Genomic DNA, 22,486 nt, shown 5'->3' with positions numbered 1-22,486 from the left:
ATTGAAAGTACTTAATTTTTTTTATGAAAACCACCCTAAATTTGAAGTAAGTTATGAAAGAAAAAATCAAATTTCAAAACCAAATATTATCATAAAAGGCCCACGATTTTGTGGTAAAAAAACACTTATTTTTAATTTTTTATCTCAATTTAAAGCAAGTGAAATTTTGTTTTTAGATTTATATGATACACGCTTTGAAAAACAAAGTTTAGAAAGACTTGCTGATTTTCTGAATGAAAATTTACAAATTAAAATTCTTTGCCTTTATAATTTGGATTTTATCCCTAATTTAGAAAAAATTAAAATTCCCATCATCTTAAGTACAAATATAAAAGATTTAAATATAAATGGGTTTGAAGAGCTTGAACTTGATTATTTTGATTTTGAAGAATTTATTAGTGTAAGTAAGAAAAATTTACCTATAAATAATTTAGTAGGTCTTTTTTTACAAAGTGGACGCAGTAAATTTGGAGAAAAAAACATACTTCTAAGACAAAGCTTTACTCTTTTAGAATTAGAAATTTTAAAGTATTTAGCTTTAAATTTGGGTCAGCAAATCAGTATTTCTAAGATATTTATAGAACTTAAAAAAAGATTAAAAACTTCAAAAGATAGTGTTTATCAAGCTATAAAAAAATTAGAAAATACTTATGTGATCTATACTTTAAAACATGATGAAAAAAAACTTCAAAAGATTTATTTTAAAGATTTTGGCCTAAGAAATAATCTTTGTATTTCAAAGGATTTTTCGCATTTATTTGAAAATTTAGTTTTAAGCGAGTTGTTTAAATTTAAAGAAGATTTTTTTTATAACAAATACTTTAACTTTTATAGCCAAATATCTAAAATTGCTTATATTTCAAGTCCAACTTTAGATATTGATTTGATTAAATTACGTACTAAGAAAATTTTACCAAAGGCTTTAGAACTTGGAATTTTTCATGTGATTTTTATCACTCTTTCAAGCGAGGATAGTTTTTTTGAGCAAGGGGTTAAATTTGAAGTCATATCTTTTGATAAATTTTCACTTGGATTTTAGGTGTTATTTGAGTTTGTATCGTATTTTTCAAGGTTGTATCGTTTGATGATTTTTGTAATAAGATTGATATAATATCCCTTGCGTTCAGAATAAGAATCTAAAGTTTTAATAGCCTCTAGTCCTGTTATCTCTTTGCCTTCGCTTGCAAATTTAGCTCTTGCATCGCGAAACTTTTCATAAGCAAAATGACGATTTAAATTTAAAACATAAGAGTAAACACTATCTTGCAGACTATCAAAAATCTTAATTTTATGTTTTTTATCTGGATGTCTTAAATCAGGAATTAAACCTTTCTCACCCCAAGTCCATTCTCCAAAAAGATTATTTGCTTCTCTTGCGAAGCGACTTGTACCTGTAGCACTTTCAACTAAAGCTTGGGCTATACCCATGGATTTTGGAATTTTTTGAATACGTTTTTTATATTCTGCAAAATCATAAAGATTTTCAATGCGATATTTGTTTTTTATCGTGATAAGTTTTTCAAGATTTGTTTGATTTGAAGTCCTAAAGCCTGTTTTGTAAGCATCTTTAAAAAAGGCTTCAATAAAAGCTCTTTCTTGTTCAATTTTTTTAAAGCTTTGATCAAACATTTCATTCATTTTTATAAAAAAAATTTGTCTTTTTTGATCTATATCAAGTTTGTAATATTCCTCTCCAAAGCCATTTTTTAGATCATCAGCAAAAAGTGGGATTAGAAAAAGACTAAGAAAAATTATAATTGGCTTCAAAACAATACTTTACCTTTCCTTCAAAAAACAATTCTTCATTTTTATATGTAAACCCAACCTCTTCACCACTTTTAGGAGTTATTTTAACTTTATTTTGTACTTTTTTATTTAAAAATGCCAGATAAAAACAAGCCCCCATTCCTGTGCCACAAGCTAAGGTTTCATCTTCAACTCCGCGTTCATAGGTACGAACTTTTAAATGATTTTCATCTAAAATTTTTACAAAATTAACATTGGCATTATATTTTTGTCTCATTTTTTGACAAAGTATTGTATCAAATTCATCTAAATTTTGACAAAAATGCACTAGATGTGGAACTCCAGTGTCGCAAAGTTGCCAAGTTTTTCCTAATTCTTCAAAAGTATTTTGCACGCTTTTTATTTTGCCTAAAGATACTTCAACTTTATCTTGATTTACCTTTGCTTTTATTATTCCTGCACCGGTTAAAAAACTCATGTTAGGATTTATTTTGTTAATATGATGTGCAAAATGTGCCGCAGCCCTTGAGCCATTGCCACACATAGCAGCCCTTGAGCCATCGTTATTATAAAATTCCCATTCAAAGTCGTATTTTTCATGAGGCAATATCACGATAAAGCCATCCCCACCTATGCCCTCATAACGATTGCAAAGTTCTTTAGCTAAAGCACTTCTATCTTCTTTTCTATCAGCATTTGTTATGACAAAATCATTCCCACTTGCACAATATTTATAAAATTTCACATTTTTCCTTTAGAAATTTCTTGTATTACTTTAACACATTCTTGCCTAAAATCGACATAAGAATTAGTATTTTTAATGATAAAATCTGCTTTTTTAAGTTTTTCTTCAATATCTATTTGAGAATCAAGTCTCACTTTTGCAGCTTCTAAGCTGAGCTTATCTCTTTGCATGATTCTTTTAAGGCTTAATTCTTTAGGTGTGTAAATTACAATGACTTTGCCTAAATTTTCATAAGCACCGCTTTCAAAAAAAAGAGGAATTTCTACAAAAAAAGCTTTATTTTCCTTATCTAGAATTTGCATTTGTTCTAAAATTTTAGCTCGAATTTTAGGATGAGTGAAATTTTCTAAGATTTTTTTAGCTTCTTTATTGTTAAAAACAATTTCTCCAAGGATTTTTCTATCGATTTTTTTTTCTTTTGTGAGTAAATTTTTTAAACTAAAGGGAGAAAAAATCTTTTCAAGTTCTAAAGCATTTTCATCTAAAATTTTATGAGCGATTTTGTCTGCGCTAATGCTTTTAAAGCCTAAAGAATTCGCTATTTCTATAAAAGTGCTTTTACCACAAGCAATTGAAGCGGTTACAAAAAAAGCATTTTTCATCTTATGCCTTATTAAAACTTTTTTCGTTAAAATACCTTTTTAGTTCTTAAAGGAAAATAAATGAAAATTTCATATGAAGATGCAGGCGTAAGTATAGATAATGGAAATACCTTTGTAGAGGCTATAAAACCTTTGGTTAAAGAAACTTTTAATGATAATGTTGTAGGTGGAATTGGTTCTTTTGCTGGTGCTTTTAGAATGCCAAGTGGTTTTAAAAAGCCTGTGATTTTAGGTGCAACAGATGGGGTTGGTACCAAGCTTCGCTTGGCAATTGATGCTAAAAAATATGATACTATAGGGCAAGATTTAGTAGCAATGTGTGTGAATGATTTGATTTGTAATTTTGCTACTCCTTTGTTTTTCCTAGATTATTATGCTACAGCCAAGCTCGAAGTAGAAGTAGCAAAGGCTGTTGTATCAGGCATTGCCAAGGGATGCAAGATGGCAAATTGTGCATTAATTGGCGGAGAAACTGCTGAAATGCCTGGAATGTATGCAAAAGATGATTTTGATCTTGCGGGTTTTGCAGTGGGTATGGCTGAAGAAGATGAGATCGATAGAAGTAAATTTGTTAAAAATGGTGATATTTTGTTGGCACTTCCTAGTTCAGGACTTCATTCAAATGGTTATTCTTTAGCTAGAAAAGTACTTTTTGAAAGTTTAAAATTAAAATTTGATGACAAGATAGAGGGTAAAAATTTAATTGATATTTTGTTAGAACCTACAAGGATTTATGTGCGTGATTTTCTTACACTAAAGCCTTACATCAGTGCTCTAGCTCATATTACAGGGGGTGGTTTAGTAGAAAATTTACCACGCGTTTTACCTCGTGGTATGGGTGCAACTATACGCAAACATCATCTTAAGACTCCTGAAATTTTTTATACTATAGGACAGGCTGTAGAAGAAAGCGAAATGTATAGAAGCTTTAACATGGGAGTGGGTTTAGTAATGGTTGTAGATCCTTCTAATGTAAGTAAGGTTTTAGAAAATTCAGATGCCTTTATTATCGGCGAAATTTGCATTAATGAAGGTATTGTTTTAGAATGAAAATAAAGCGTTAATACGCTTTATTTTTGTATTTTAAGTTCTATTTTTGTAGTGTTTTGTTCTTTTGGCAAAGGATTGGTTTGTGCTAGATAAAAGGCTACAAGCACATTTACAAGCATAGCGATAAGTAAAAGAGGAGTGGTTCGTTTTATAATATCCATTGGAGCTACTTTTGCAAATCCAGCTAAAGCTATGATTCCGCCTGCTATTGGTGAAGCTGCACGACCTAAACAAGATGCAATTTCTATAGGTAAAACTAGAGTAATAGGTGCAACGCCTAATTTTGTAGCTATATCAGGAGCTAGTTTTCCAAAAGCATTAAAAGCAGCAATTCCACTTCCCATAATCACTGTGGCAAAATAAACTAAAAAGCTTAAAATAGCTATACTCAAAAGAATTCCAAACCATGCAAAATTTCCTGTTCCAAGATTTGAAACCGCGTTGGCAAGGATATTAACTCCACCAAGTGCTTTAATGCCTTCAGCAAATACTCCAGCAGCGATGATTATGCTTACGACTGAGATAAAAATTTCAGCCATAGCTTTTAAAATCACCATCATATCTTCGCCTAATTTTCTAGCATTTCTGTGTCTTGCAAATTCAACAAGAAAAACTAAAGAAATGCTTACAAAATTTGCTGTTACAACATCGAGCTTGATAGTAAAAAAATACGCTGTAAATAAAAATACAACAGGTAACCAAGGAAAGAATATGTAAAAAGTAGGGCATTTAGGATCAATGATTTGCGGAATTTCAACTTCATCATTTAAAACACCTTTTTCTTTATCTCTTTTATCAATCCAAGCAAAATAAAAAGGAATCAAGATGGCAATAACTACAACATAGGCAATCACACTATAAATTTGGTAATTTAAAAAAGCCCTACGACATTATCACTTTGTCCTACCATATCTGCCATATTGATTGAATTTCCATCTTTTGGACCATAATCAAGCGCAATTAAAGAAAGCACACATACAGCTGTAATAGGACGGATTTTAAGTGAGATTAAAACAGGATAAATACATGCTAACAAAAGCAAAAGCAATCCAGCATAGCTAGAAATGACGATTTTTAAAGCCATTCCAACAACAAAAGTTCCACTTAAAATCAAGTATTTATTTTTGATTTTCCTAAGGGTTTATTTGCTAAAAAAGCAAGTTTTGCCGAAGCATTGATATGTTTCATATAAGCAGCAAAACCTGCCACACTCATGATAATAAGTCCTACTCCAGAAAGCTGACTTTTAAAAGTTGCTGTGATAAAAGATAACTATCAAGTAAAACATTTAAAAGCTTGTATACTCTCTGCTTGGAGCTTTTGGTATAGGTGTTCCTGTGATGTAAAAAGCAAAAATAAGCAAGATAATACCTGAAAGAAAAAATACAAAAATGGGATTGTATTTTTTGAGTATATCATAAAAATTAGCATAGGGTCTCTTGAATTTACAATAAATTGGATTTTATCTAAATTTTTAAATAAAAAATATTTTTTATTTAAAAATTACTTGTTTTTTGTATTATAAAATTAACATATATAGTTTGGTTACTGAAAAGTTTATGTTTGTTTAAAAAAATGATTTTTGTATTATAATTATACACAAATCATAAATATTAAAAAGGATCTAGTGTGGCAAGAATTTTGGCATTTGATATAGGAATAAGCTCTATTGGCTGGGCATTTAGTGAAAATGATGAGTTAAAAGATTGTGGAGTTAGGATTTTTACAAAGGCTGAAAATCCCAAAACAGGAGAATCCTTAGCCTTGCCAAGACGCCTTGCAAGAAGTGCTAGAAAACGCCTTGCTAGACGCAAAGCAAGGCTAAATCACTTAAAACATTTAATCGCAAATGAATTTAAGTTAAATTACGAAGATTATCAAAGCTTTGATGAAAGTTTAGCCAAGGCTTATAAAGGATCTTTAATTAGCCCTTATGAGTTAAGATTTAGAGCTTTAAACGAGCTTTTAAGTAAGCAAGATTTTGCAAGAGTGATTTTACATATTGCAAAAAGGCGTGGCTATGATGATATTAAAAATAATGGTGATGAAGAAAAGAGCGAGATTTTAAAAGCTATCAAGCAAAATGAAGAAAAACTAGTAAATTATCAAAGTGTAGGAGAGTATCTTTATAAAGAGTATTTTTAAAAATTCAAAGAAAATTCCAAAGAATTTATAAATGTTAGAAATAAAAAAGAAAGTTATGAACGCTGCATAGCGCAAAGTTTTTTAAAAGATGAATTAAAGCTTATTTTTCAAAAACAAAGAGAATTTGGCTTTTCTTTTTCAAAAAAATTTGAAGAAGAGGTGCTTAGTGTAGCATTTTATAAAAGGGCTTTAAAAGATTTTTCTCATTTAGTGGGAAATTGTAGTTTTTTTACTGATGAAAAAAGAGCGCCAAAAAATTCGCCTTTAGCTTTTATGTTTGTAGCACTTACAAGAATTATCAATCTTTTAAACAATCTTAAAAATACTGAAGGAATTTTATATACAAAAGATGATTTAAACGCTCTTTTAAATGAAGTTTTAAAAAACGGCACTCTAACTTATAAACAAACAAAAAAGCTTTTGGGTTTAAGCGATGATTATGAATTTAAAGGAGAAAAAGGAACTTATTTTATTGAGTTTAAAAAATACAAAGAATTTATAAAAGCCTTAGATGAACATAGTTTAAGCCAAGATGATTTAAATGAAATAGCAAAAGATATCACTCTTATAAAAGATGAGATTAAACTTAAAAAGGCTTTAGCAAAATACGATTTAAAAGAAAATCAAATTGATAGCTTAAGCAAATTGGAATTTAAAGACCATTTGAATATAAGTTTTAAAGCCTTAAAACTTATCACTCCTTTAATGCTTGAAGGTAAAAAATACGATGAAGCTTGTAATGAGCTTAATTTAAAAGTAGCAATCAATGAAGATAAAAAAGACTTTTTACCCGCATTTAATGAAACTTATTACAAAGATGAAGTAACTAATCCTGTTGTTTTAAGGGCGATTAAAGAATATAGAAAAATCTTAAATGCCTTACTTAAAAAATACGGTAAAGTGCATAAAATAAACATTGAATTAGCAAGAGAAGTAGGTAAAAATCACAGCCAAAGAGCTAAAATAGAAAAAGAGCAAAACGAAAACTACAAGGCCAAAAAAGACGCCGAACTTGAATGTGAAAAACTAGGCTTAAAAATAAATAGCAAAAATATTTTAAAATTAAGATTATTTAAAGAACAAAAAGAATTTTGTGTTTATAGCGGGGAAAAGATTAAACTTAGCGATTTGCAAGATGAAAAAATGCTTGAAATTGACCATATTTACCCTTATTCTAGAAGTTTTGATGATTCTTATATGAATAAAGTTTTAGTTTTTGCCAAGCAAAATCAAGAAAAGCTTAATAAAACCCCCTTTGAAGCCTTTGGCAATGATAGTACAAAATGGCAGAAAATTGAAGTTTTAACAAAAAATTTACCTACTAAAAAGCAAAAAAGAATTTTAGATAAAAACTATAAAGATAAAGAGCAAAAAGACTTTAAAGATAGAAATTTAAACGATACTCGCTACATCGCAAGGCTTGTTTTAAACTACACTAAAGATTATTTAGATTTTTTACCTTTAAGCGATGATGAAAATACAAAGCTAAACGACACACAAAAAGGCTCAAAAGTGCATGTAGAAGCAAAAAGCGGTATGCTAACATCGGCTTTAAGACACACTTGGGGCTTTAGCACTAAGGATAGAAATAATCATCTTCATCACGCCATCGATGCAGCAATTATTGCTTATGCAAACAACTCTATCGTAAAGGCTTTTTCAGATTTTAAAAAAGAGCAAGAAAGCAATAGTGCAGAACTTTATGCAAAAAAAATTAGTGAATTAGATTATAAAAACAAAAGGAAGTTTTTTGAGCCTTTTAGTGGTTTTAGGCAAAAGGTTTTAGATAAAATTGATGAAATTTTTGTCTCAAAACCTGAGAGAAAAAAGCCAAGTGGAGCTTTACATGAAGAAACATTTAGAAAAGAAGAAGAATTCTATCAATCATACGGCGGAAAAGAAGGAGTTTTAAAAGCCCTAGAGCTTGGTAAAATCCGCAAAGTAAATGGTAAAATAGTTAAAAATGGCGATATGTTTAGAGTGGATATTTTTAAACACAAAAAGACAAATAAATTTTATGCTGTGCCAATTTATACTATGGATTTTGCTTTAAAAGTATTACCAAATAAAGCTGTAGCGCGAAGTAAAAAAGGTGAGATAAAAGACTGGATTTTAATGGATGAAGATTATGAGTTTTGCTTTTCTTTATACAAAGATAGTTTGATTTTAATTCAAACTAAAGATATGCAAGAGCCAGAACTTGTTTATTTTAATGCTTTTACAAGCTCTACCGTTAGTTTGATTGTTTCAAAACACGATAATAAATTTGAAACGCTAAGCAAAAATCAAAAAATATTGTTTAAAAATGCAAATGAAAAAGAAGTAATCGCAAAAAGCATAGGAATTCAAAATCTAAAAGTATTTGAAAAATACATAGTTTCAGCACTTGGAGAAGTTACAAAGGCTGAGTTTAGACAAAGAGAAGATTTTAAAAATGAGTTACGATGAAGCTTTTAAAACACTGCTTATTAGCTCTAATGCCAAGCTAAATTTAGAGCTAAATCATCTTGTGATTAAGCAAGATGAAAATATAGCCAAATTGTTTTTAAAGGATATAAACATCATCGTTTTAGAAAGCTTACAAGTAAGCCTTAGTTCCGCACTTTTTAATGCCTTTGCAAAGCATAAAATTATCTTATTAACCTGCGATGAAACTCATAGTATAAATGGTGTTTTTACTCCTTTTTTAGGGCATTTTCAAAGTGCAAAAATCGCAAAAGAGCAAATGAATGTAAGCGCTCAAAAAAAGGCTATTTTATGGCAAAAAATCATTAAAAATAAAATCCTAAATCAAGCCTTTGTTTTGAAAAAACACAATAAAATAGAGCAAAGCAATGAGCTTATAAATTTGGCTAAAAAAGTAAGCTTAAATGATAGTAAAAATATTGAAGCTGTTGCGGCGGCGCTTTATTTTAAAACTTTGTTTGGTGTTTCTTTTTCAAGAGATGAGCTTTGCTTTGAAAATTCTGCTTTAAATTATGGCTATGCAATCATTAGGGCTTGTATTATTAGAGCAGTTTGTATAAGTGGGCTTTTGCCTTGGCTTGGCATAAAGCACGATAATATTTATAATTCTTTTGCGCTTTGCGATGATTTGATAGAAGTGTTTAGGGCTAGTGTTGATGATTGTGTTTTAAAGCTTAAGGGTGAAAGTGAGTTTTTAAGTAAAGATGACAAAAGAGCGTTGATTGGCAATTTACAAAGCAAAATCAATTTTGATGGGCAAAATTATCCTTTAAATAGAGCGATAAATCATTATGTGGCGAATTTTAAAAATGCTTTATTGTATGAAGATGAACTAAAGATAGTAAAATTTGATGATTGAAGATAAATTTATGCGCGTGCTTTTGATGTTTGATGTACCTACTAAAAGTAAAAAAGAGCAAAAACTAGCAAGTAAATTTAGAAACAATCTTATAAAATTAGGTTATTTTATGTTACAATTTAGCGTTTATATGCGTATTTGCAAGGGTTTAAGTTCTGCAAAAAGTTCTATTGAAAATGTAAAAAAGATTTTGCCACCTTATGGAAATATAAGGGCTTTAATCATCACTGAAAAGCAGTTTGATAAAATGGAGCTTTTGCTTGGTGGCATAGTTTTTAACGAAAAAGTTAATAACGAAACCAATTTAACGCTTTTTGATATAGATAGTCATGGAGAATTTAAATATAAAAATTCAAATAACGAAGAAATTCAAATAAACAAAAAACAAGAAAAATATCATCAGCAAAATTTATTTGAATTTTAAAAGCGGTTTTAGGGGATTGTAACCCCGCAGAGTCCCGCAAACTCTTTATTTTAGTCCCTTTTTAAATTTCTTATGAGATTATAGCATAATTTTTGCTATTTTTCATGAAAAATAGCAAAATTTTCATTATCTGGTAAATATCTATTTTACCATAAAGAAATTTAAAAAGGGACTAAAACCCAGTGTATTAAAATTGCACGACTTGCTGGATTTTACCATAAAGAAATTTAAAAAGGGACTAAAACAGATATCAATACAGACCCAAGCACACCACAATTTTACCATAAAGAAATTTAAAAAGGGACTAAAAAACCCTAGTGGATTGAAACTCTGCTAGGGCTAATTACTTCACTAAAAGGAGGTTGCAAATTTGAAACTTATTGAAATTTAGGGTTGATTAAAATCGAAATAAAATTATTTAAATAATTTTAAGGCATAAAGATAATATCCACTAAACTTTCATTTTCTAACATTTCACATTCTTTTGGTACCACCATAAGGGCAGCTTTATTGTTAAGATTATTTATAATCGCACTAGAGCCTTCTTTCTTGCCTTCAAGATTGGCTAAAATGCGTCCATTTTTAAATTCCACATTACAAGCGACAAATTCCAAATAAGGTGTTTTTTTCTTGTAGCTTCCTTGTAAAAAGGCTTTGCAAATATAGTCTTTAGGCTGAAGTAACCAAGAGTTTAAAATCTCTCTTGCGTAAAGATTAAACATTACCATAGCCGAGTAAGGAAAACCTGGTAAGGCGATGATGAATTTTTCATTAGCCTTGGCTATTTTGATATGTCTACCTGGTTTTATGTCGGCTTTATCGATGATGATTTCGTATTCTTTTACAGCTTTTTTTAAAAAGTCAAAATCTCCCATAGAAACTCCGCCTGTTGTAATCAAAATATCACAACTTTGCAAAGCACTTTCAAGGGTAGAAAAAGTGGCTTTTTCATCATCTTTTAAAAGTGGAAAAACCCTTGTATCGCAATTTAAATTTTTAGCTAAATTAGCTATGGCGATATGATTTGAAGAGCGGATTTGAGCAGGATTTTCTAAGGCTTCTCCTAGATCTTTGATCTCGCTTCCACTACTTAAAACCCCTACAATAGGCTTTATAAACACACTAATGTGAAAAAATCCAAGTTCAGCCAAAAGAGCTATCTCGCTATAATTTAACCTTGTGCCTTTTTTGAGTAAAATTTCATCTTTTTTATAGTTTTCTCCTACCGCACGCACGGCAAAAGCTTGAGGAACTTTTTTTTCTATAAAAAGAGTATCATTTTCTACGCGTACATTTTCAACAGGGACTAAAGTATCGCTTCCTTCGCTCATGAGTGAGCCTGTAAAGGTTTTTACACAAGTACCATTTTGCACGCTAAATTGTGGCATAGTGCCTGCAGGTGTGAGGCCTAAAATTTTTAAAGGCTTATCTTGATCTTCAAATTTGATCGCATAACCATCCATAGCCGAAGTTGGAAATTCGGGCTGATTTTTAGGGGCTTTTATGTCTTGAGCTAAAATGCGTCCTAAACACTCTGTAAGAGCTATTTTTTCAATCTTTTCATAAGTTTTAATATGAGAATGTAAAATTTTTAAACTTTCTTCATAAGACATTAACATTTTTTATCCTTTTAAAAGTCCTGCACCGCAAAGTTTGGTTGATCTTTCTTTGGCATAAATTCTTTCTTTGTTTATCACATCATACTTCCAAATGGGTGCACTTGCTTTAAAATCTTCAACAAATTCATTAAGAAGTTTAAGTCCTAATTTTCTTTGTTTGCTTAAAATTCCTGCAAAATACGAGCTTTCATGAACCGCCACATCGCCTATAGAGTGAGCAAAAAGCAAGGTAATACCATCAAAATCTACTCTTTTTTGCCACTCATTAAACCATTTTTTTAAAAGCGGTTTATAAATATCAAAACTAAGTGCCTCAATACCTCCTTCTTCACGCACAATACCACAAAAAGTCAGCAAAGCACCGCAGTTTTTATCCTTGGCAAATTTATACCATTGGCTATAAATTTTAGGAATATCTAAAGAACCTTGATAGAGTGTAAAATGTTCCATTTAGCCCCCACAAACTGGCGGTAAAAGTGCTATTTTATCACCATCTTTTAACTTAGTGTTTTCATCAAAAATGATTTCATCATTTAAAGATACCGCACAAAGTTCTAGCCATTCTTTTAAACTCTCATCTTTTTGCAAAATTTCTTTTAATTCTTTTAAATTTTTTACCTTAAGTTCTAAATTTTCTTTATTTATAGGGCCTAAAAATTCCACTTTTACCATTTTATTCCTTTACTTCTAAATTTCCCATCATTCCTAAATCTTCATGTTCTAAAATATGGCAATGATACATTCTAAGTCCTTTAAAATCTTGTTTCATTCTAAGTCTTAACTCTTCATTAGGACGCACATTTATAGTATCTCTGAAGGCTCTAAATTCGGCTTTTTGAACTTTGCCATTGAGTTTTGATGAGATGAGTTCAAATTGCGTGCCGTGTATGTGGAAAGGATGATCCATGTGAGATTTATTTATCACTATCCAGTCTTCAACTACTCCAAGCTTGGAGCTTAAATCAATGCGTTTTAAATCATAGCTTTTGCCATTGATTAAAAACATAGACGCAAGAGCGATTTTTAATTCATTTTCACTTTTTCCCATCATTCCATGCATTTGCATATGATCTTCACTCATGATTATTTCTTTAAATTCCTTAGGTTCTTCTAAAGGTTTGAAAATTTTTAAATTTTTTGGAAGTTCTAATTTTTCTTTTTTTAGGCTAATACTAGCTAAAAATAGGGTATTAGATTCTTCTTTTACCATCATTTTGTCCCTATCATAATAAGCACTTTCTAGTCTAAATTCCCCATCTTTTGGAGCGTCGATTAAAACTTCTACACGAGAAGCAGGACTTAAGAAAAGTTCTTCTTTATAAATAGCTTTTTCTATAAGTCCACCATCAGTACCAACAAGTATAAACTTAGCTCCTTGTATGCGTAAATTTAAATATCTTGCTGCAGTAGCATTATAAATGCGTATGCGTTCGTTTGTGGCGAGTTTGATTTTAGGTTTAAATTGTCCATTGATGAGTACAAATTCTCCTTCTCTACCATTTAGCCAATCATTTAGGTTATTGTTTGGAATTTGAGCGTTTTCATCAAGACGCAAATCGCTAATCATCAAATCTCTTTCTTTTAAATGACTTAAAGCATCTTTTTTTGCTTTGATTACAAAAGCCCCAGCTAAACCCATAAAGACTTGTTTAGAAGTGGTATAATGAGGATGCGGATGATACCAGTAAGTTCCTGCGCTATCTTGAGGAATTTCAAAACGATATATTCTTTCTTCCCCTGCTAAGATAGGATCATGTGGGCTTCCATCTTGATCAGGTGGTACAGGAACGCCATGCCAATGTATAGTTGTAGCTTCTTTGAGTTTGTTTTTGACTAAAATTTCAAGTTTATCTCCTTCAAAAACTTCTATTTTTGGAGCAGGCACTAGGCCATTGTAAGTATAAAATAAGGTTTTTTTACCTTTGATAAGTTCTATATGATTTTCTTTGATTTCTAGGGTAGCACGAAAAATATTTTTTTCTTTACTTTCATTTTTGAGTAAAGGCAAGGCTTTTAAAATTTCTCCTTGGGGGAATTGTTTTGGATCTAAAAGCTTTAAATTTTTTGGAGCAAAGTTTATAAAAGAAGTATCTAAGTCATGATTTATAGAATGATTTTTATGCATGGAGTGCATATCGTGCATAGGATTTGCATAGGCTACACCCATACTTGCTAGAGTAAGTGCATTAAATTTTAAAAAATTTCTTCTATTCATTAGTTTTTCCTTTTGCTTGATTTTTTGTATTATAGTCATTATTTTTTTAACTTTAGTAAATATTTATTTTGAAAATTTGGTTTAATTTTGTTATGATTTTAGCAATTTAATCAAGGAAAAATAATGTTTTATGAAAAAATTCAAACTCCAGCTTATATTTTAGAAGAAGATAAATTAAGAAAAAATTGTGAGCTTTTAGCAAGTGTTGGCGAAAAAAGTGGTGCTAAAGTGCTTTTAGCTTTAAAAGGTTTTGCTTTTTCAGGAGCGATGAAAATTGTTGGAGAATACTTAAAAGGTTGTACTTGTAGCGGACTTTGGGAAGCAAAATTTGCTAAAGAATACATGGATAAAGAAATTCATACTTATTCGCCTGCTTTTAAAGAAGATGAAATCGATGAAATAGCCAGCTTATCTCATCATATAGTGTTTAACTCTTTAGCTCAATTTCATAAATTTCAAGCTAAAACACAAAAAAATTCCTTAGGTCTTCGTTGCAATGTTGAATTTTCTCTAGCCCCAAAAGAACTTTACAATCCTTGTGGAAGATACTCAAGACTTGGAATTCGTGCTAAAGATTTTGAAAATGTGGATTTAAGTACCATAGAAGGACTTCATTTTCACGCACTTTGCGAAGAAAGTGCTGATGCTTTAGAAGCTGTTTTAAAGGTTTTTGAAGAGAAATTTGGCAAATGGATAGGGCAAATGAAATGGGTGAATTTTGGAGGAGGGCATCACATCACCAAAAAAGGCTATGATGTTGAAAAACTTATTGCTTTGTGTAAAAATTTCAGTGATAAATATAGCGTGCAAGTTTATCTTGAACCAGGTGAAGCGGTAGGTTGGCAAACAGGAAATTTAGTGGCTAGTGTAGTAGATATCATAGAAAATGAAAAACAAATTGCTATTTTAGACACTTCAAGCGAAGCGCATATGCCAGATACTATCATCATGCCTTATACAAGTGAAGTTTTAAATGCTAGAATTTTAGCCACAAGAGAAAATGAAAAAATTTCAGACTTAAAAGAAAACGAATTTGCCTATTTACTTACTGGAAATACTTGTTTAGCGGGTGATGTAATGGGAGAGTACGCTTTTGATAAAAAGCTTAAAATCGGCGATAAAATTGTTTTTTTAGATCAAATTCATTACACCATTGTGAAAAACACAACTTTTAATGGTATAAGACTTCCAAATCTCATGCTTTTAGACCATAAAAATGAACTTCAAATGATAAGAGAATTTTCTTATAAGGATTATTCTTTAAGAAATTAGTATTATTTATAATTTGCATAAAATGTTAATTTTACTCGGAAGAGAATCAAAGATATAAATTTTATGCAAAGTATTTTATTTTTTCACATATAAAATCAACTCAAATATCTAATTTTCAATACTTTGGTATGATTTTTTAATATTTTAAATCCTTGTGGAATTTTATTGAAATTCAGTGATTTTTAAATCAAATAGTATTAAGATAAATCGATTTAAAAATCGGCTTTAAAATGAATATTAGGTATATTTTGCATAATATTCATTCAAGCAAAATTTAAAGCTATTTTTGAAAATTTTGAATGCATGGGGGCTTTAATGGATTTGGAAAAATTAAGATTAGCTAGAAGTCTTTATTATCAATGTCTAGGAGAGCTTTTTGTTTTTTCATTTTCTGAAGAAAGATTGTCAAAATTACAAGAGTATTTAAAGACAATGCAGGAATGTTTATTTGATGAAAATTTAAAATCAAATTTTGATATCTTGCTTAGGCATTTAGATGATGAAAATTCTATACAAGCATTTTTTAAAGAATACGATTTGCTTTTTTTAAGTCTTAAAAACAGCATTCCAACGACTTTTTCTTACATAGAAGAAGGTTTTGAAAATTCAAATCCTTTACTTTGCGTGCGTCAAATTTTAGTCAAAAGCAAAATAAGACGCAATGAAAAATTCTTTAAAGAAAGTGAAGATAGTGTTGGATTTTGTTTATTGTTGATGAGTGAATTTTTAAGGCAAAATGAAGATGATTTAGCCAAAGAGCTTTTTGAAAAAGTGATCAATAAAAGCATTGATGAGTTTTTAGGCGATGTTTTCATGAATAAAAATGCGAATTTATATAAGGAAATTGCAAGTATTGCATCGGCTTTTATGGAATTTGAAAGACTTTGCTTTGAAGTGGAAAAACCTGCAAAAATAAATTCTAAAAAAGTGCAAAACGATCTATCGCGTTCAGAATTTTTAAGAAGAGAAGCAAATAAACAAAGGAGGACTCGTGAAAAATCGCAGGGAATTTCTTAAAAAATCCGCTTTTGCCTTAGGGGCTGCTGGAGTGCTTGGTAGCACGACTTTAGCTCTAGCTAAAGATAAAGAAAGAAAAGATTTGGTTAAAGGTAAAAGTAAGAAAAAAGAAGTGCTTTTTCAAAGAAGTGCTAATTGGGAAAATTATTATATAAAGGCTGAGTAATGTCAAGTGTAGGTGAAAATATCAAGCTTACGCGTCGTTCTTTTCTTAAAATGGCAGCACTTTCAAGCCTAGCAACACCGTTGCTTGCTAGAAGTGAAACTTTAAGAGAAGCGAGTGCTGATGAGCTTAAAGAAGCTTATGAAGGTAGTAAAAAAGTAAAAACAGTTTGTACAGCCTGTTCTGTAGGCTGTGGGATTATTGCAGAAGTGCAAAATGGTGTTTGGGTGCGTCAAGAAATCGCTCAAGATCATCCTGTGAGTTCAGGTGGACATTGCTGCAAGGGATCTGATATGATCGATATGGTGCGTTCACATGTGCGTTTAAAATATCCTATGAAAAAAGAAAATGGAGAATGGAAACGCATAAGTTATGAGCAAGCTTTAAGTGAGATCGGAGAAAAACTAGCTGCTTATCGTAAAGAAAATCCTGAAAGTGTTATGTTTTTAGGTTCTGCAAAAATGAGCAATGAACAAGCTTATTATGTACGTAAATTTGCAGCGTTTTTTGGAACAAACAATGTAGATCATCAAGCTAGAATTTGACACAGCGCAACAGTCGCCGGTGTGGCGAATACATTTGGTTATGGCGCTATGACAAACCATCTTGGAGACATTCAAAGAAGTAAATGTATCATTATCATTGGGGCAAATCCAGCGGTAAATCATCCTGTGGGTTTTAGACACTTCTTAAAAGCAAAAGAAAAAGGTGCAAAGCTTATCGTTGTAGATCCTAGATTTACAAAAAGTGCGGCAAAAGCGGATATTTATGCAAGAATTCGTCCAGGAACTGACATTGCTTTCATGTATGGAATGCTAAAAATCATCTTTGATGAAGGCTTAGAAGATACAAAATATCTTGATGAAAGAGTTTTTGGAATTGATAAAATTCGTGAAGAAGCAGCAAAATGGACAGCTGAAGAAGTAGAAAATGTTACAGGGATCTCTAAAGAACTTTTGGTGCAAATCACTCACGAAGTAGCTAAAAACAAACCAACTACGCTTATTTGGGCTATGGGTTTAACTCAACACACTGTAGGAACTTCAAATACACGTTTAGCACCTATTGTGCAAATGGTACTTGGAAATATAGGTAAATTTGGTGGTGGAGTTAATATCTTACGCGGACACGATAATGTTCAAGGTGCTTCAGATATGGCTTGTTTGAGTGAAAATTTACCAGGTTATTATCCTTTAAATGAAGCGACTTGGAGATACTATGCCAAAATTTGGGGCGTGGATTATGAGTGGCTTTTAGGAAATTTTGTAAGCAAAGATTGGATGCATAAAACCGGACTTTCACTTGCTAGATGGTGGGCAGCGGCTTTAAATGGAAAAGATGGCAATGATGCTATCGATAATGCAGGAACGCCTTTAAAAGCTTTAGTAGTTATGGGAAATGGTATCACTTCGACTGCACAACAAGTAAAAGTTAAAGAAGGTTTGGAAGCTTTAGAGCTTTTAGTTTTAGCTGATCCTTTTGTAAATGAAGCAGGGATTATTGCAGAAAGAAAAGATGGAATTTATCTTTTACCTGCAGCAACACAGTTTGAAACAAGCGGAAGTGTAACAGCAACAAATCGTAGCGGACAATGGAGATTTAAAGTTGTAGATCCACTTTATGAAAGCATGGAAGATCAAGAAATTTTATTTGAGCTTGCTAAAAAATTAGGCTTTTATGAAGACTTTACTAAGACTTTACGCGATGAAAAAGGTGAGATTGTTTGGCCTGAAAATGCAACAAGAGAAATTGCAAAAGCGGTTAGAAGTATAGGGCTTAATGGTTGGAGTCCTGAAAGGCTTAAAAAGCATACTTTATACTGGGATAAATTTGATGAGGTAACTTTAGAAGGAAAAGACGAAGTTGCTGGCGAGTACTACGGGCTTCCTTGGCCTTGTTGGAGTGATAAGCATCCAGGTTCTCCTGTGCTTTATAATACCGACATTGAAGTCGCAAAAGGTGGTATGGGCTTTAGAAACAATTTTGGACTTGAGTATGAAGGAGAGAGTTTACTTGCTAAAAATGCGCCTTTAAATTCACCTATTGATACAGGTTATCCACAAATTACTAAAGATAATATAGAAAAAGTTTTAGGCATTACTTTAAGTGCCCAAGAAAAAGAAAAAATGGGATCAACTTGGTCTTATGATGATAGCAATATCATAGCAACTAAATGTATAGAAAAAGGCATAGTTCCTTATGGAAATGCTAAAGCTAGAGCTGTAGTTTGGACTTTTAAAGATAAAATTCCACTCCACCGTGAGCCTTTACATTCTCCAAGAAACGATTTGGTGCAAAAATATCCAAGTTTTGAAGATCAAAAAGCGCTTTACCGCGTGGATACTAAATTTGTGTCTGTGCAACAAGCTAAGGATTATTCTAAAGAATTCCCACTTAATCTTGTTACTGCAAGACTTGTGAATTTAAATGGTGCAGGTATGGAAAATAGAGCATCTATGTATCTAACGCGTTTAACACCTGAAATGTTTTGTGAGATCAATCCTGAATTAGCAAAAGAGCAAGACATTAAAGCAGGAGATATGATTTGGGTACATTCTCCAGAAGGTACTAAAATTCATGTAAGAGTGAAGGTTAATCCAGGTGTAGCAAAAGATATGATTTTCTTGCCTTTCCATTTTACAGGAGTTATGCAAGGCGTGGATTTAACGCACAATTTCCCAGAAGGAACTAAGCCTTATGCAAGCGGAGAAAGTGCTAATACGGTAACAAATTATGGTTATGATATCATGTGTCAGATTCCAGAGACTAAAGGTGGGCTTTGTAGAATCAGTAAGGATGGAAAATGAGTAAGGTAAATTTTGCAAATTTAGAAAAAGAACGCTTGAAATTCTTTTGTGATAATGAGCGTTGTATTGATTGTAATGGTTGTGCGGTAGCTTGTGATGAAGCACATGAGCTTCCTATTCATATTCGCCGCCGCCGTGTGATTACTTTAAATGAAGGAATTCAAGGAAAAGAAGTTTCAACTTCTATTTCTTGTATGCATTGTGATGATGCTCCTTGTTCTATCGTTTGTCCTGTGGATTGTTTTTACATCCGTGCTGATGGTATTGTTTTGCATGATAAAGAAATTTGCATAGGTTGTGGATATTGTCTTTATGCTTGTCCTTTTGGTGCACCACAATTTCCAAAAGATAGTGTTTTTGGAAATAAAGGCATTATGGATAAATGTACTATGTGTGCAGGTGGCCCTGAAGCAACGAATTCAGAAAAAGAAAGAGAACTTTATGGTCAAAATCGTATCGCAGAAGGAAAAGTTCCTGTATGTGCTGCGATGTGTTCGACAAAAGCACTTTTAGTAGGTGAAAGTTCTAAAATAGAAGAGATTTATCATAATAGACTTATGAATAGAAATTATGGCATTCCAAATCCTTCGGAAAGTTTGGAATGGAAGATTGCTTACACAGGAAAGGAACGCTTATGAGAAAAGTATTTGTAACGCTTTTGTTAAGCGTGGTAAGTTTATTTGCTTATGGTAGCGAGAGAATGGGACAAGATACTCAAATTTGGGATTTTCATCGTATTACAAATATCCCAAATTATGATACTTTTGGCAAACTTTGGACAACTTTGCAAGGTGAATATATAGCTACTATAGCTTTAATCGCTGTTATTGCGGTATTATCTGCATTTGCTTTGCATTATATGGTTATAGGACCTAAGCAATTTTCACACGATGGAAAGAAAATTTATGCTTTTACATTATTTGAAAGACTTTTTCATTTTATCGCGGCAATTTCTTGGGTGATTTTAGTGCCAACTGGTTTTGTGATGATGTTTGGGGCGACTTTTGGAGGCGGACTTTTTGTAAGGGTTTGTAAAAATTTACATGCTTTTGCAACGGTTTTATTTATCATCTCTATAATCCCTATGTTTTTATGGTGGATTAAAAGAATGCTTCCTGCAAGTTATGATATCAGATGGATGATGATAGTAGGTGGTTATTTAAGTAAAATCAAACGTCCTGTACCTGCAGGTAAGTTTAATTTTGGTCAAAAATCTTGGTATTATATAGCCGTATTTGGTGGATTTTTGATGATAATTACAGGTGGATTTATGTATTTTCTTGATTTTAATTCCACAGCAATTCAAGGTCTTTTTGGTTTAACTCAAATTGAACTTTTAAGAATTTCAGCTATAGTGCATAATTTCTTGGGTATAGTGTGTGCAGTGTTTTTTGGCGTGCATATTTATATGGCAGTATTTGCAATCAAAGGCAGTATCCATTCTATGATTAGTGGTTATAAAGAAGAAGAAGAGGTTTATATTTTACATTCTTATTGGTATAAAGAATTAAGCAATAAAAAGCAAATTGAACCTAGTTTTTCTTATGATCCTAATGTAAAAATTTAATCTTTAACCGCTATGTTATTGCATAGCGGTAGTTTTAAGCTTTTTTGAAATAAATAGAACGAATTTTATTTTATAAGTTGAATCTAAAATCTATTTTTCCATATATAAATTTGTTATTTATGTTTTTTTGATATAATATTATTTAAAGATATTTAAAGGATAAGGTATGGATCCGTTATTTACAACTCAAATTTTAAAATATAAAGGTAATGATTCTTTTACATGTGATGATACTTTAGTGCGTGAAATTAAACTTGAAATTTTTATTAATAATGAAAGAGTAGGTGCTTTAATGGCAACTCCTGTAGATGAACAGGCATTAGCAATAGGATATTTAATGAGCGAAAATATCATTGCGAAAGTAAGCGATATTGAGAGCATAGAAACAAAAGATGATGGCATGAGTGTGCATATTAAAGCAAAGATTGATAAAGAAAATTTAGCAAAGCTTAATGCTGAAGGTGTAGTTATAAGTGGTTGCGGTAGAGCACATACTGCCAATATCGATCCAGAAGCTATTGAAGCGAGTAAAATTAGTTCTGATGCAAAATTTAGCAAAGATGAAATTTTAAAACAAATGAGTACTTTTTATACTCAATGCGAGCTTTATGAGAAAACAGGCTGTGTACATACGGCTAAGCTTTTTGTAGATGAGAAAACTTTTTTTATAGGTGAAGATATAGCTCAGCATAATACCATAGATAAAGCTTTAGGAAAAGCACGTTTAGCTGGGGTTGATTTAAGTCAATGTTTTTTAATGGTTAGTGGAAGGCTAAGTTCTGAAATGGTAGCTAAAGCAGTTATGCATAAAATTCCAGTGCTTGTTTCACGCACGGCTCCTACTTGTTTAGGAGTTATGATAGCAAGAAAATTTGATTTAACGCTTTGTGGTTTTGCTAGAGAAAATAAGATTAATATTTATAGTGGAGAATTTAGAATTCATGGATAAAAATCAAGAAAAAGAAATCATCTCATATATGAGAGAATTGTTAAATAGTAATGAAAAATTAGATTGTGGTACGGCTTTTAAAATTGCAAAGAAATTTAATGTAAATATAGAAAAAATCGGACAATTAGCCGATGAAAATCACATGAGAATTGATAATTGCGAGTTGGGGCAATTTGGACATTTAGATTTTGAAAAAGCAAAGATTGAAGTACTTAAAAAAATAGAACCTAGTTTAGATGAAAAGCGTAGAATTTTTTGTAAAGATGCAAGAGATATTGCTAAAGAAGGTTGTGGGCTTAAAAGTATGCGTTCAGCTTTAAAAGCTTATAAGGTTGATGTAAAGTATTGTCAACTTGGTTGTTTTAAAGAAAAAAAAGGTAAGCAATTTATAGTAAGAACAAAAACTTGGATCGAAAATGCGGATGGAGATTTGCTTTTTGGACGAGGAAAAACAGAACTTTTGGAACTTATCGGACAAACAGGTAGTTTATTACATGCTTCTAAACTTATGGGGATTAATTATAAAAAAGCTTGGATGCATTTACAAACCTTACAAAAAAATTCTCAAGAAATCTTAGTTAGTACAAGACAAGGACGCTCTAAAGAATCAGGAACAAAACTTACTCCTAGAGCTTTGGAATTAATGGAAAATTACTCTATTTTACAAAAAGATATAGAAGAATACGCTAATAAACGCTTTAAAGAACTGTTTTTAAAAGGAAAAAAATAAATCTTCTATCAAAAAATACTAATACATAATATTTTTATAATTAATTAATATTATTTTTTTAAAAATATGTTAAAATTAGAATCTAAATTTTTTATTTTTTAGGAGTTATA

General features: G+C 31.2%; 19 protein-coding genes and 2 pseudogenes. 13 read left to right on the top strand and 8 right to left on the bottom strand.

The genetic code is table 11. The annotated features are described in order from the left end of the window. Nucleotide 1: 1 nt before the first annotated feature. Nucleotides 2-1,039, top strand: coding sequence for a DUF4143 domain-containing protein (locus SR62_RS07525; RefSeq protein WP_002867217.1), 1,038 nt, complete (start codon nucleotides 2-4; stop codon nucleotides 1,037-1,039). Here the strand turns inward: SR62_RS07525 and SR62_RS07520 are convergent. The 3 genes from SR62_RS07520 to coaE are packed head-to-tail and all read right to left on the bottom strand — an operon-like array spanning nucleotide 1,036 to nucleotide 3,093. Further along, on the bottom strand, nucleotides 1,036-1,767 hold the full coding sequence (locus SR62_RS07520; RefSeq protein WP_002855377.1) for a glucosaminidase domain-containing protein: 732 nt from the start codon (nucleotides 1,765-1,767) through the stop codon (nucleotides 1,036-1,038). The two genes, SR62_RS07525 and SR62_RS07520, sit on opposite strands and share 4 nt — an antisense overlap. Then, complete coding sequence (gene dapF, locus SR62_RS07515; RefSeq protein ID WP_002867218.1) at nucleotides 1,742-2,491, bottom strand: diaminopimelate epimerase; 750 nt, start codon at nucleotides 2,489-2,491, stop codon at nucleotides 1,742-1,744. The genes SR62_RS07520 and dapF overlap by 26 nt, the downstream gene beginning before the upstream one ends. Further along, nucleotides 2,488-3,093, bottom strand: a complete 606-nt coding sequence (gene coaE, locus SR62_RS07510; RefSeq protein ID WP_147502329.1) for a dephospho-CoA kinase — start codon at nucleotides 3,091-3,093, stop codon at nucleotides 2,488-2,490. The genes dapF and coaE overlap by 4 nt, the downstream gene beginning before the upstream one ends. Before the next feature lie 60 nt (nucleotides 3,094-3,153). Between coaE and purM the strand changes: the two genes are divergently transcribed. Then, nucleotides 3,154-4,143: a phosphoribosylformylglycinamidine cyclo-ligase gene (purM, locus tag SR62_RS07505; protein ID WP_002858893.1), complete on the top strand. Its 990-nt coding sequence runs from the start codon at nucleotides 3,154-3,156 to the stop codon at nucleotides 4,141-4,143. A 20-nt stretch (nucleotides 4,144-4,163) separates the two neighbouring features. Here the strand turns inward: purM and dcuC are convergent. After that, nucleotides 4,164-5,599, bottom strand: a pseudogene (gene dcuC / locus SR62_RS07500) (C4-dicarboxylate transporter DcuC). Nucleotides 5,600-5,772: 173 nt separating this feature from the next. On the opposite strand from dcuC, the pseudogene cas9 reads away from it, so the two are divergent. From cas9 to cas2, 3 genes and pseudogenes are all read left to right on the top strand, one after another. Next, a pseudogene (cas9, locus tag SR62_RS07495) lies at nucleotides 5,773-8,736 on the top strand (type II CRISPR RNA-guided endonuclease Cas9). After that, the gene (gene cas1, locus SR62_RS07490; RefSeq protein ID WP_002893451.1) at nucleotides 8,723-9,613 is read left to right on the top strand and encodes a type II CRISPR-associated endonuclease Cas1; all 891 of its coding nucleotides are present in this window, start codon (nucleotides 8,723-8,725) and stop codon (nucleotides 9,611-9,613) included. Before cas9 ends, cas1 begins: the two are co-directional and overlap by 14 nt. Beyond that, a complete protein-coding gene (gene cas2 / locus SR62_RS07485; RefSeq protein ID WP_002893450.1) occupies nucleotides 9,606-10,037 on the top strand; it encodes a CRISPR-associated endonuclease Cas2 in 432 nt (143 codons plus the stop codon). Before cas1 ends, cas2 begins: the two co-directional genes overlap by 8 nt. Nucleotides 10,038-10,465: 428 nt before the next feature. Here cas2 and SR62_RS07480 read toward each other — a convergent pair whose 3' ends face one another. The 4 genes from SR62_RS07480 to cueO are packed head-to-tail and all read right to left on the bottom strand — an operon-like array spanning nucleotide 10,466 to nucleotide 13,871. Continuing rightward, a complete protein-coding gene (locus SR62_RS07480) occupies nucleotides 10,466-11,656 on the bottom strand; it encodes a molybdopterin molybdotransferase MoeA (RefSeq protein WP_002892474.1) in 1,191 nt (396 codons plus the stop codon). A 3-nt stretch (nucleotides 11,657-11,659) separates the two neighbouring features. After that, nucleotides 11,660-12,106, bottom strand: coding sequence for a molybdopterin synthase catalytic subunit (locus SR62_RS07475; RefSeq protein WP_002892472.1), 447 nt, complete (start codon nucleotides 12,104-12,106; stop codon nucleotides 11,660-11,662). Beyond that, the gene (locus SR62_RS07470) at nucleotides 12,107-12,328 is read right to left on the bottom strand and encodes a MoaD/ThiS family protein (protein WP_002807291.1); all 222 of its coding nucleotides are present in this window, start codon (nucleotides 12,326-12,328) and stop codon (nucleotides 12,107-12,109) included. Nucleotide 12,329: 1 nt separating this feature from the next. Beyond that, the gene (gene cueO / locus SR62_RS07465; RefSeq protein ID WP_002892470.1) at nucleotides 12,330-13,871 is read right to left on the bottom strand and encodes a multicopper oxidase CueO; all 1,542 of its coding nucleotides are present in this window, start codon (nucleotides 13,869-13,871) and stop codon (nucleotides 12,330-12,332) included. A 123-nt stretch (nucleotides 13,872-13,994) separates the two neighbouring features. Here cueO and nspC point away from each other — a divergent pair, with 123 nt between their 5' ends. From nspC to SR62_RS07425, 8 genes are all read left to right on the top strand, one after another. After that, entirely contained in the window at nucleotides 13,995-15,143 is a 1,149-nt protein-coding gene (nspC, locus tag SR62_RS07460) for a carboxynorspermidine decarboxylase (protein ID WP_002892468.1), read from the top strand. Between the two features lie 303 nt (nucleotides 15,144-15,446). Next, on the top strand, nucleotides 15,447-16,160 hold the full coding sequence (locus SR62_RS07455; RefSeq protein ID WP_074484210.1) for a molecular chaperone: 714 nt from the start codon (nucleotides 15,447-15,449) through the stop codon (nucleotides 16,158-16,160). After that, nucleotides 16,135-16,326, top strand: coding sequence for a twin-arginine translocation signal domain-containing protein (locus SR62_RS07450; RefSeq protein ID WP_002862162.1), 192 nt, complete (start codon nucleotides 16,135-16,137; stop codon nucleotides 16,324-16,326). The genes SR62_RS07455 and SR62_RS07450 overlap by 26 nt, the downstream gene beginning before the upstream one ends. After that, the gene (locus tag SR62_RS07445; protein ID WP_079263921.1) at nucleotides 16,326-19,130 is read left to right on the top strand and encodes a formate dehydrogenase subunit alpha; all 2,805 of its coding nucleotides are present in this window, start codon (nucleotides 16,326-16,328) and stop codon (nucleotides 19,128-19,130) included. Before SR62_RS07450 ends, SR62_RS07445 begins: the two co-directional genes overlap by 1 nt. Beyond that, nucleotides 19,127-19,768, top strand: a complete 642-nt coding sequence (gene fdh3B, locus SR62_RS07440) for a formate dehydrogenase FDH3 subunit beta (RefSeq protein ID WP_002851264.1) — start codon at nucleotides 19,127-19,129, stop codon at nucleotides 19,766-19,768. The genes SR62_RS07445 and fdh3B overlap by 4 nt, the downstream gene beginning before the upstream one ends. Continuing rightward, nucleotides 19,765-20,697: a formate dehydrogenase subunit gamma gene (locus tag SR62_RS07435; RefSeq protein WP_002855337.1), complete on the top strand. Its 933-nt coding sequence runs from the start codon at nucleotides 19,765-19,767 to the stop codon at nucleotides 20,695-20,697. The genes fdh3B and SR62_RS07435 overlap by 4 nt, the downstream gene beginning before the upstream one ends. A gap of 166 nt (nucleotides 20,698-20,863) precedes the next feature. After that, nucleotides 20,864-21,646 carry a formate dehydrogenase accessory sulfurtransferase FdhD gene (fdhD, locus tag SR62_RS07430; protein WP_002855544.1) on the top strand — a complete coding sequence of 261 codons (783 nt, stop codon included), beginning with the start codon at nucleotides 20,864-20,866 and terminating at the stop codon, nucleotides 21,644-21,646. Continuing rightward, a complete protein-coding gene (locus SR62_RS07425) occupies nucleotides 21,639-22,376 on the top strand; it encodes a winged helix-turn-helix domain-containing protein (RefSeq protein ID WP_002855349.1) in 738 nt (245 codons plus the stop codon). Before fdhD ends, SR62_RS07425 begins: the two co-directional genes overlap by 8 nt. Nucleotides 22,377-22,486: the final 110 nt, after the last annotated feature.

Origin of the sequence: Campylobacter sp. 2014D-0258 (assembly GCF_008000495.1) — a bacterium.
In the GTDB taxonomy this organism is placed as follows: Bacteria; Campylobacterota; Campylobacteria; order Campylobacterales; family Campylobacteraceae; genus Campylobacter_D; species Campylobacter_D jejuni.
The sequence above is the reverse complement of the archived record's forward strand: the minus strand, read 5'-3'. Positions and strand labels throughout refer to the sequence as shown.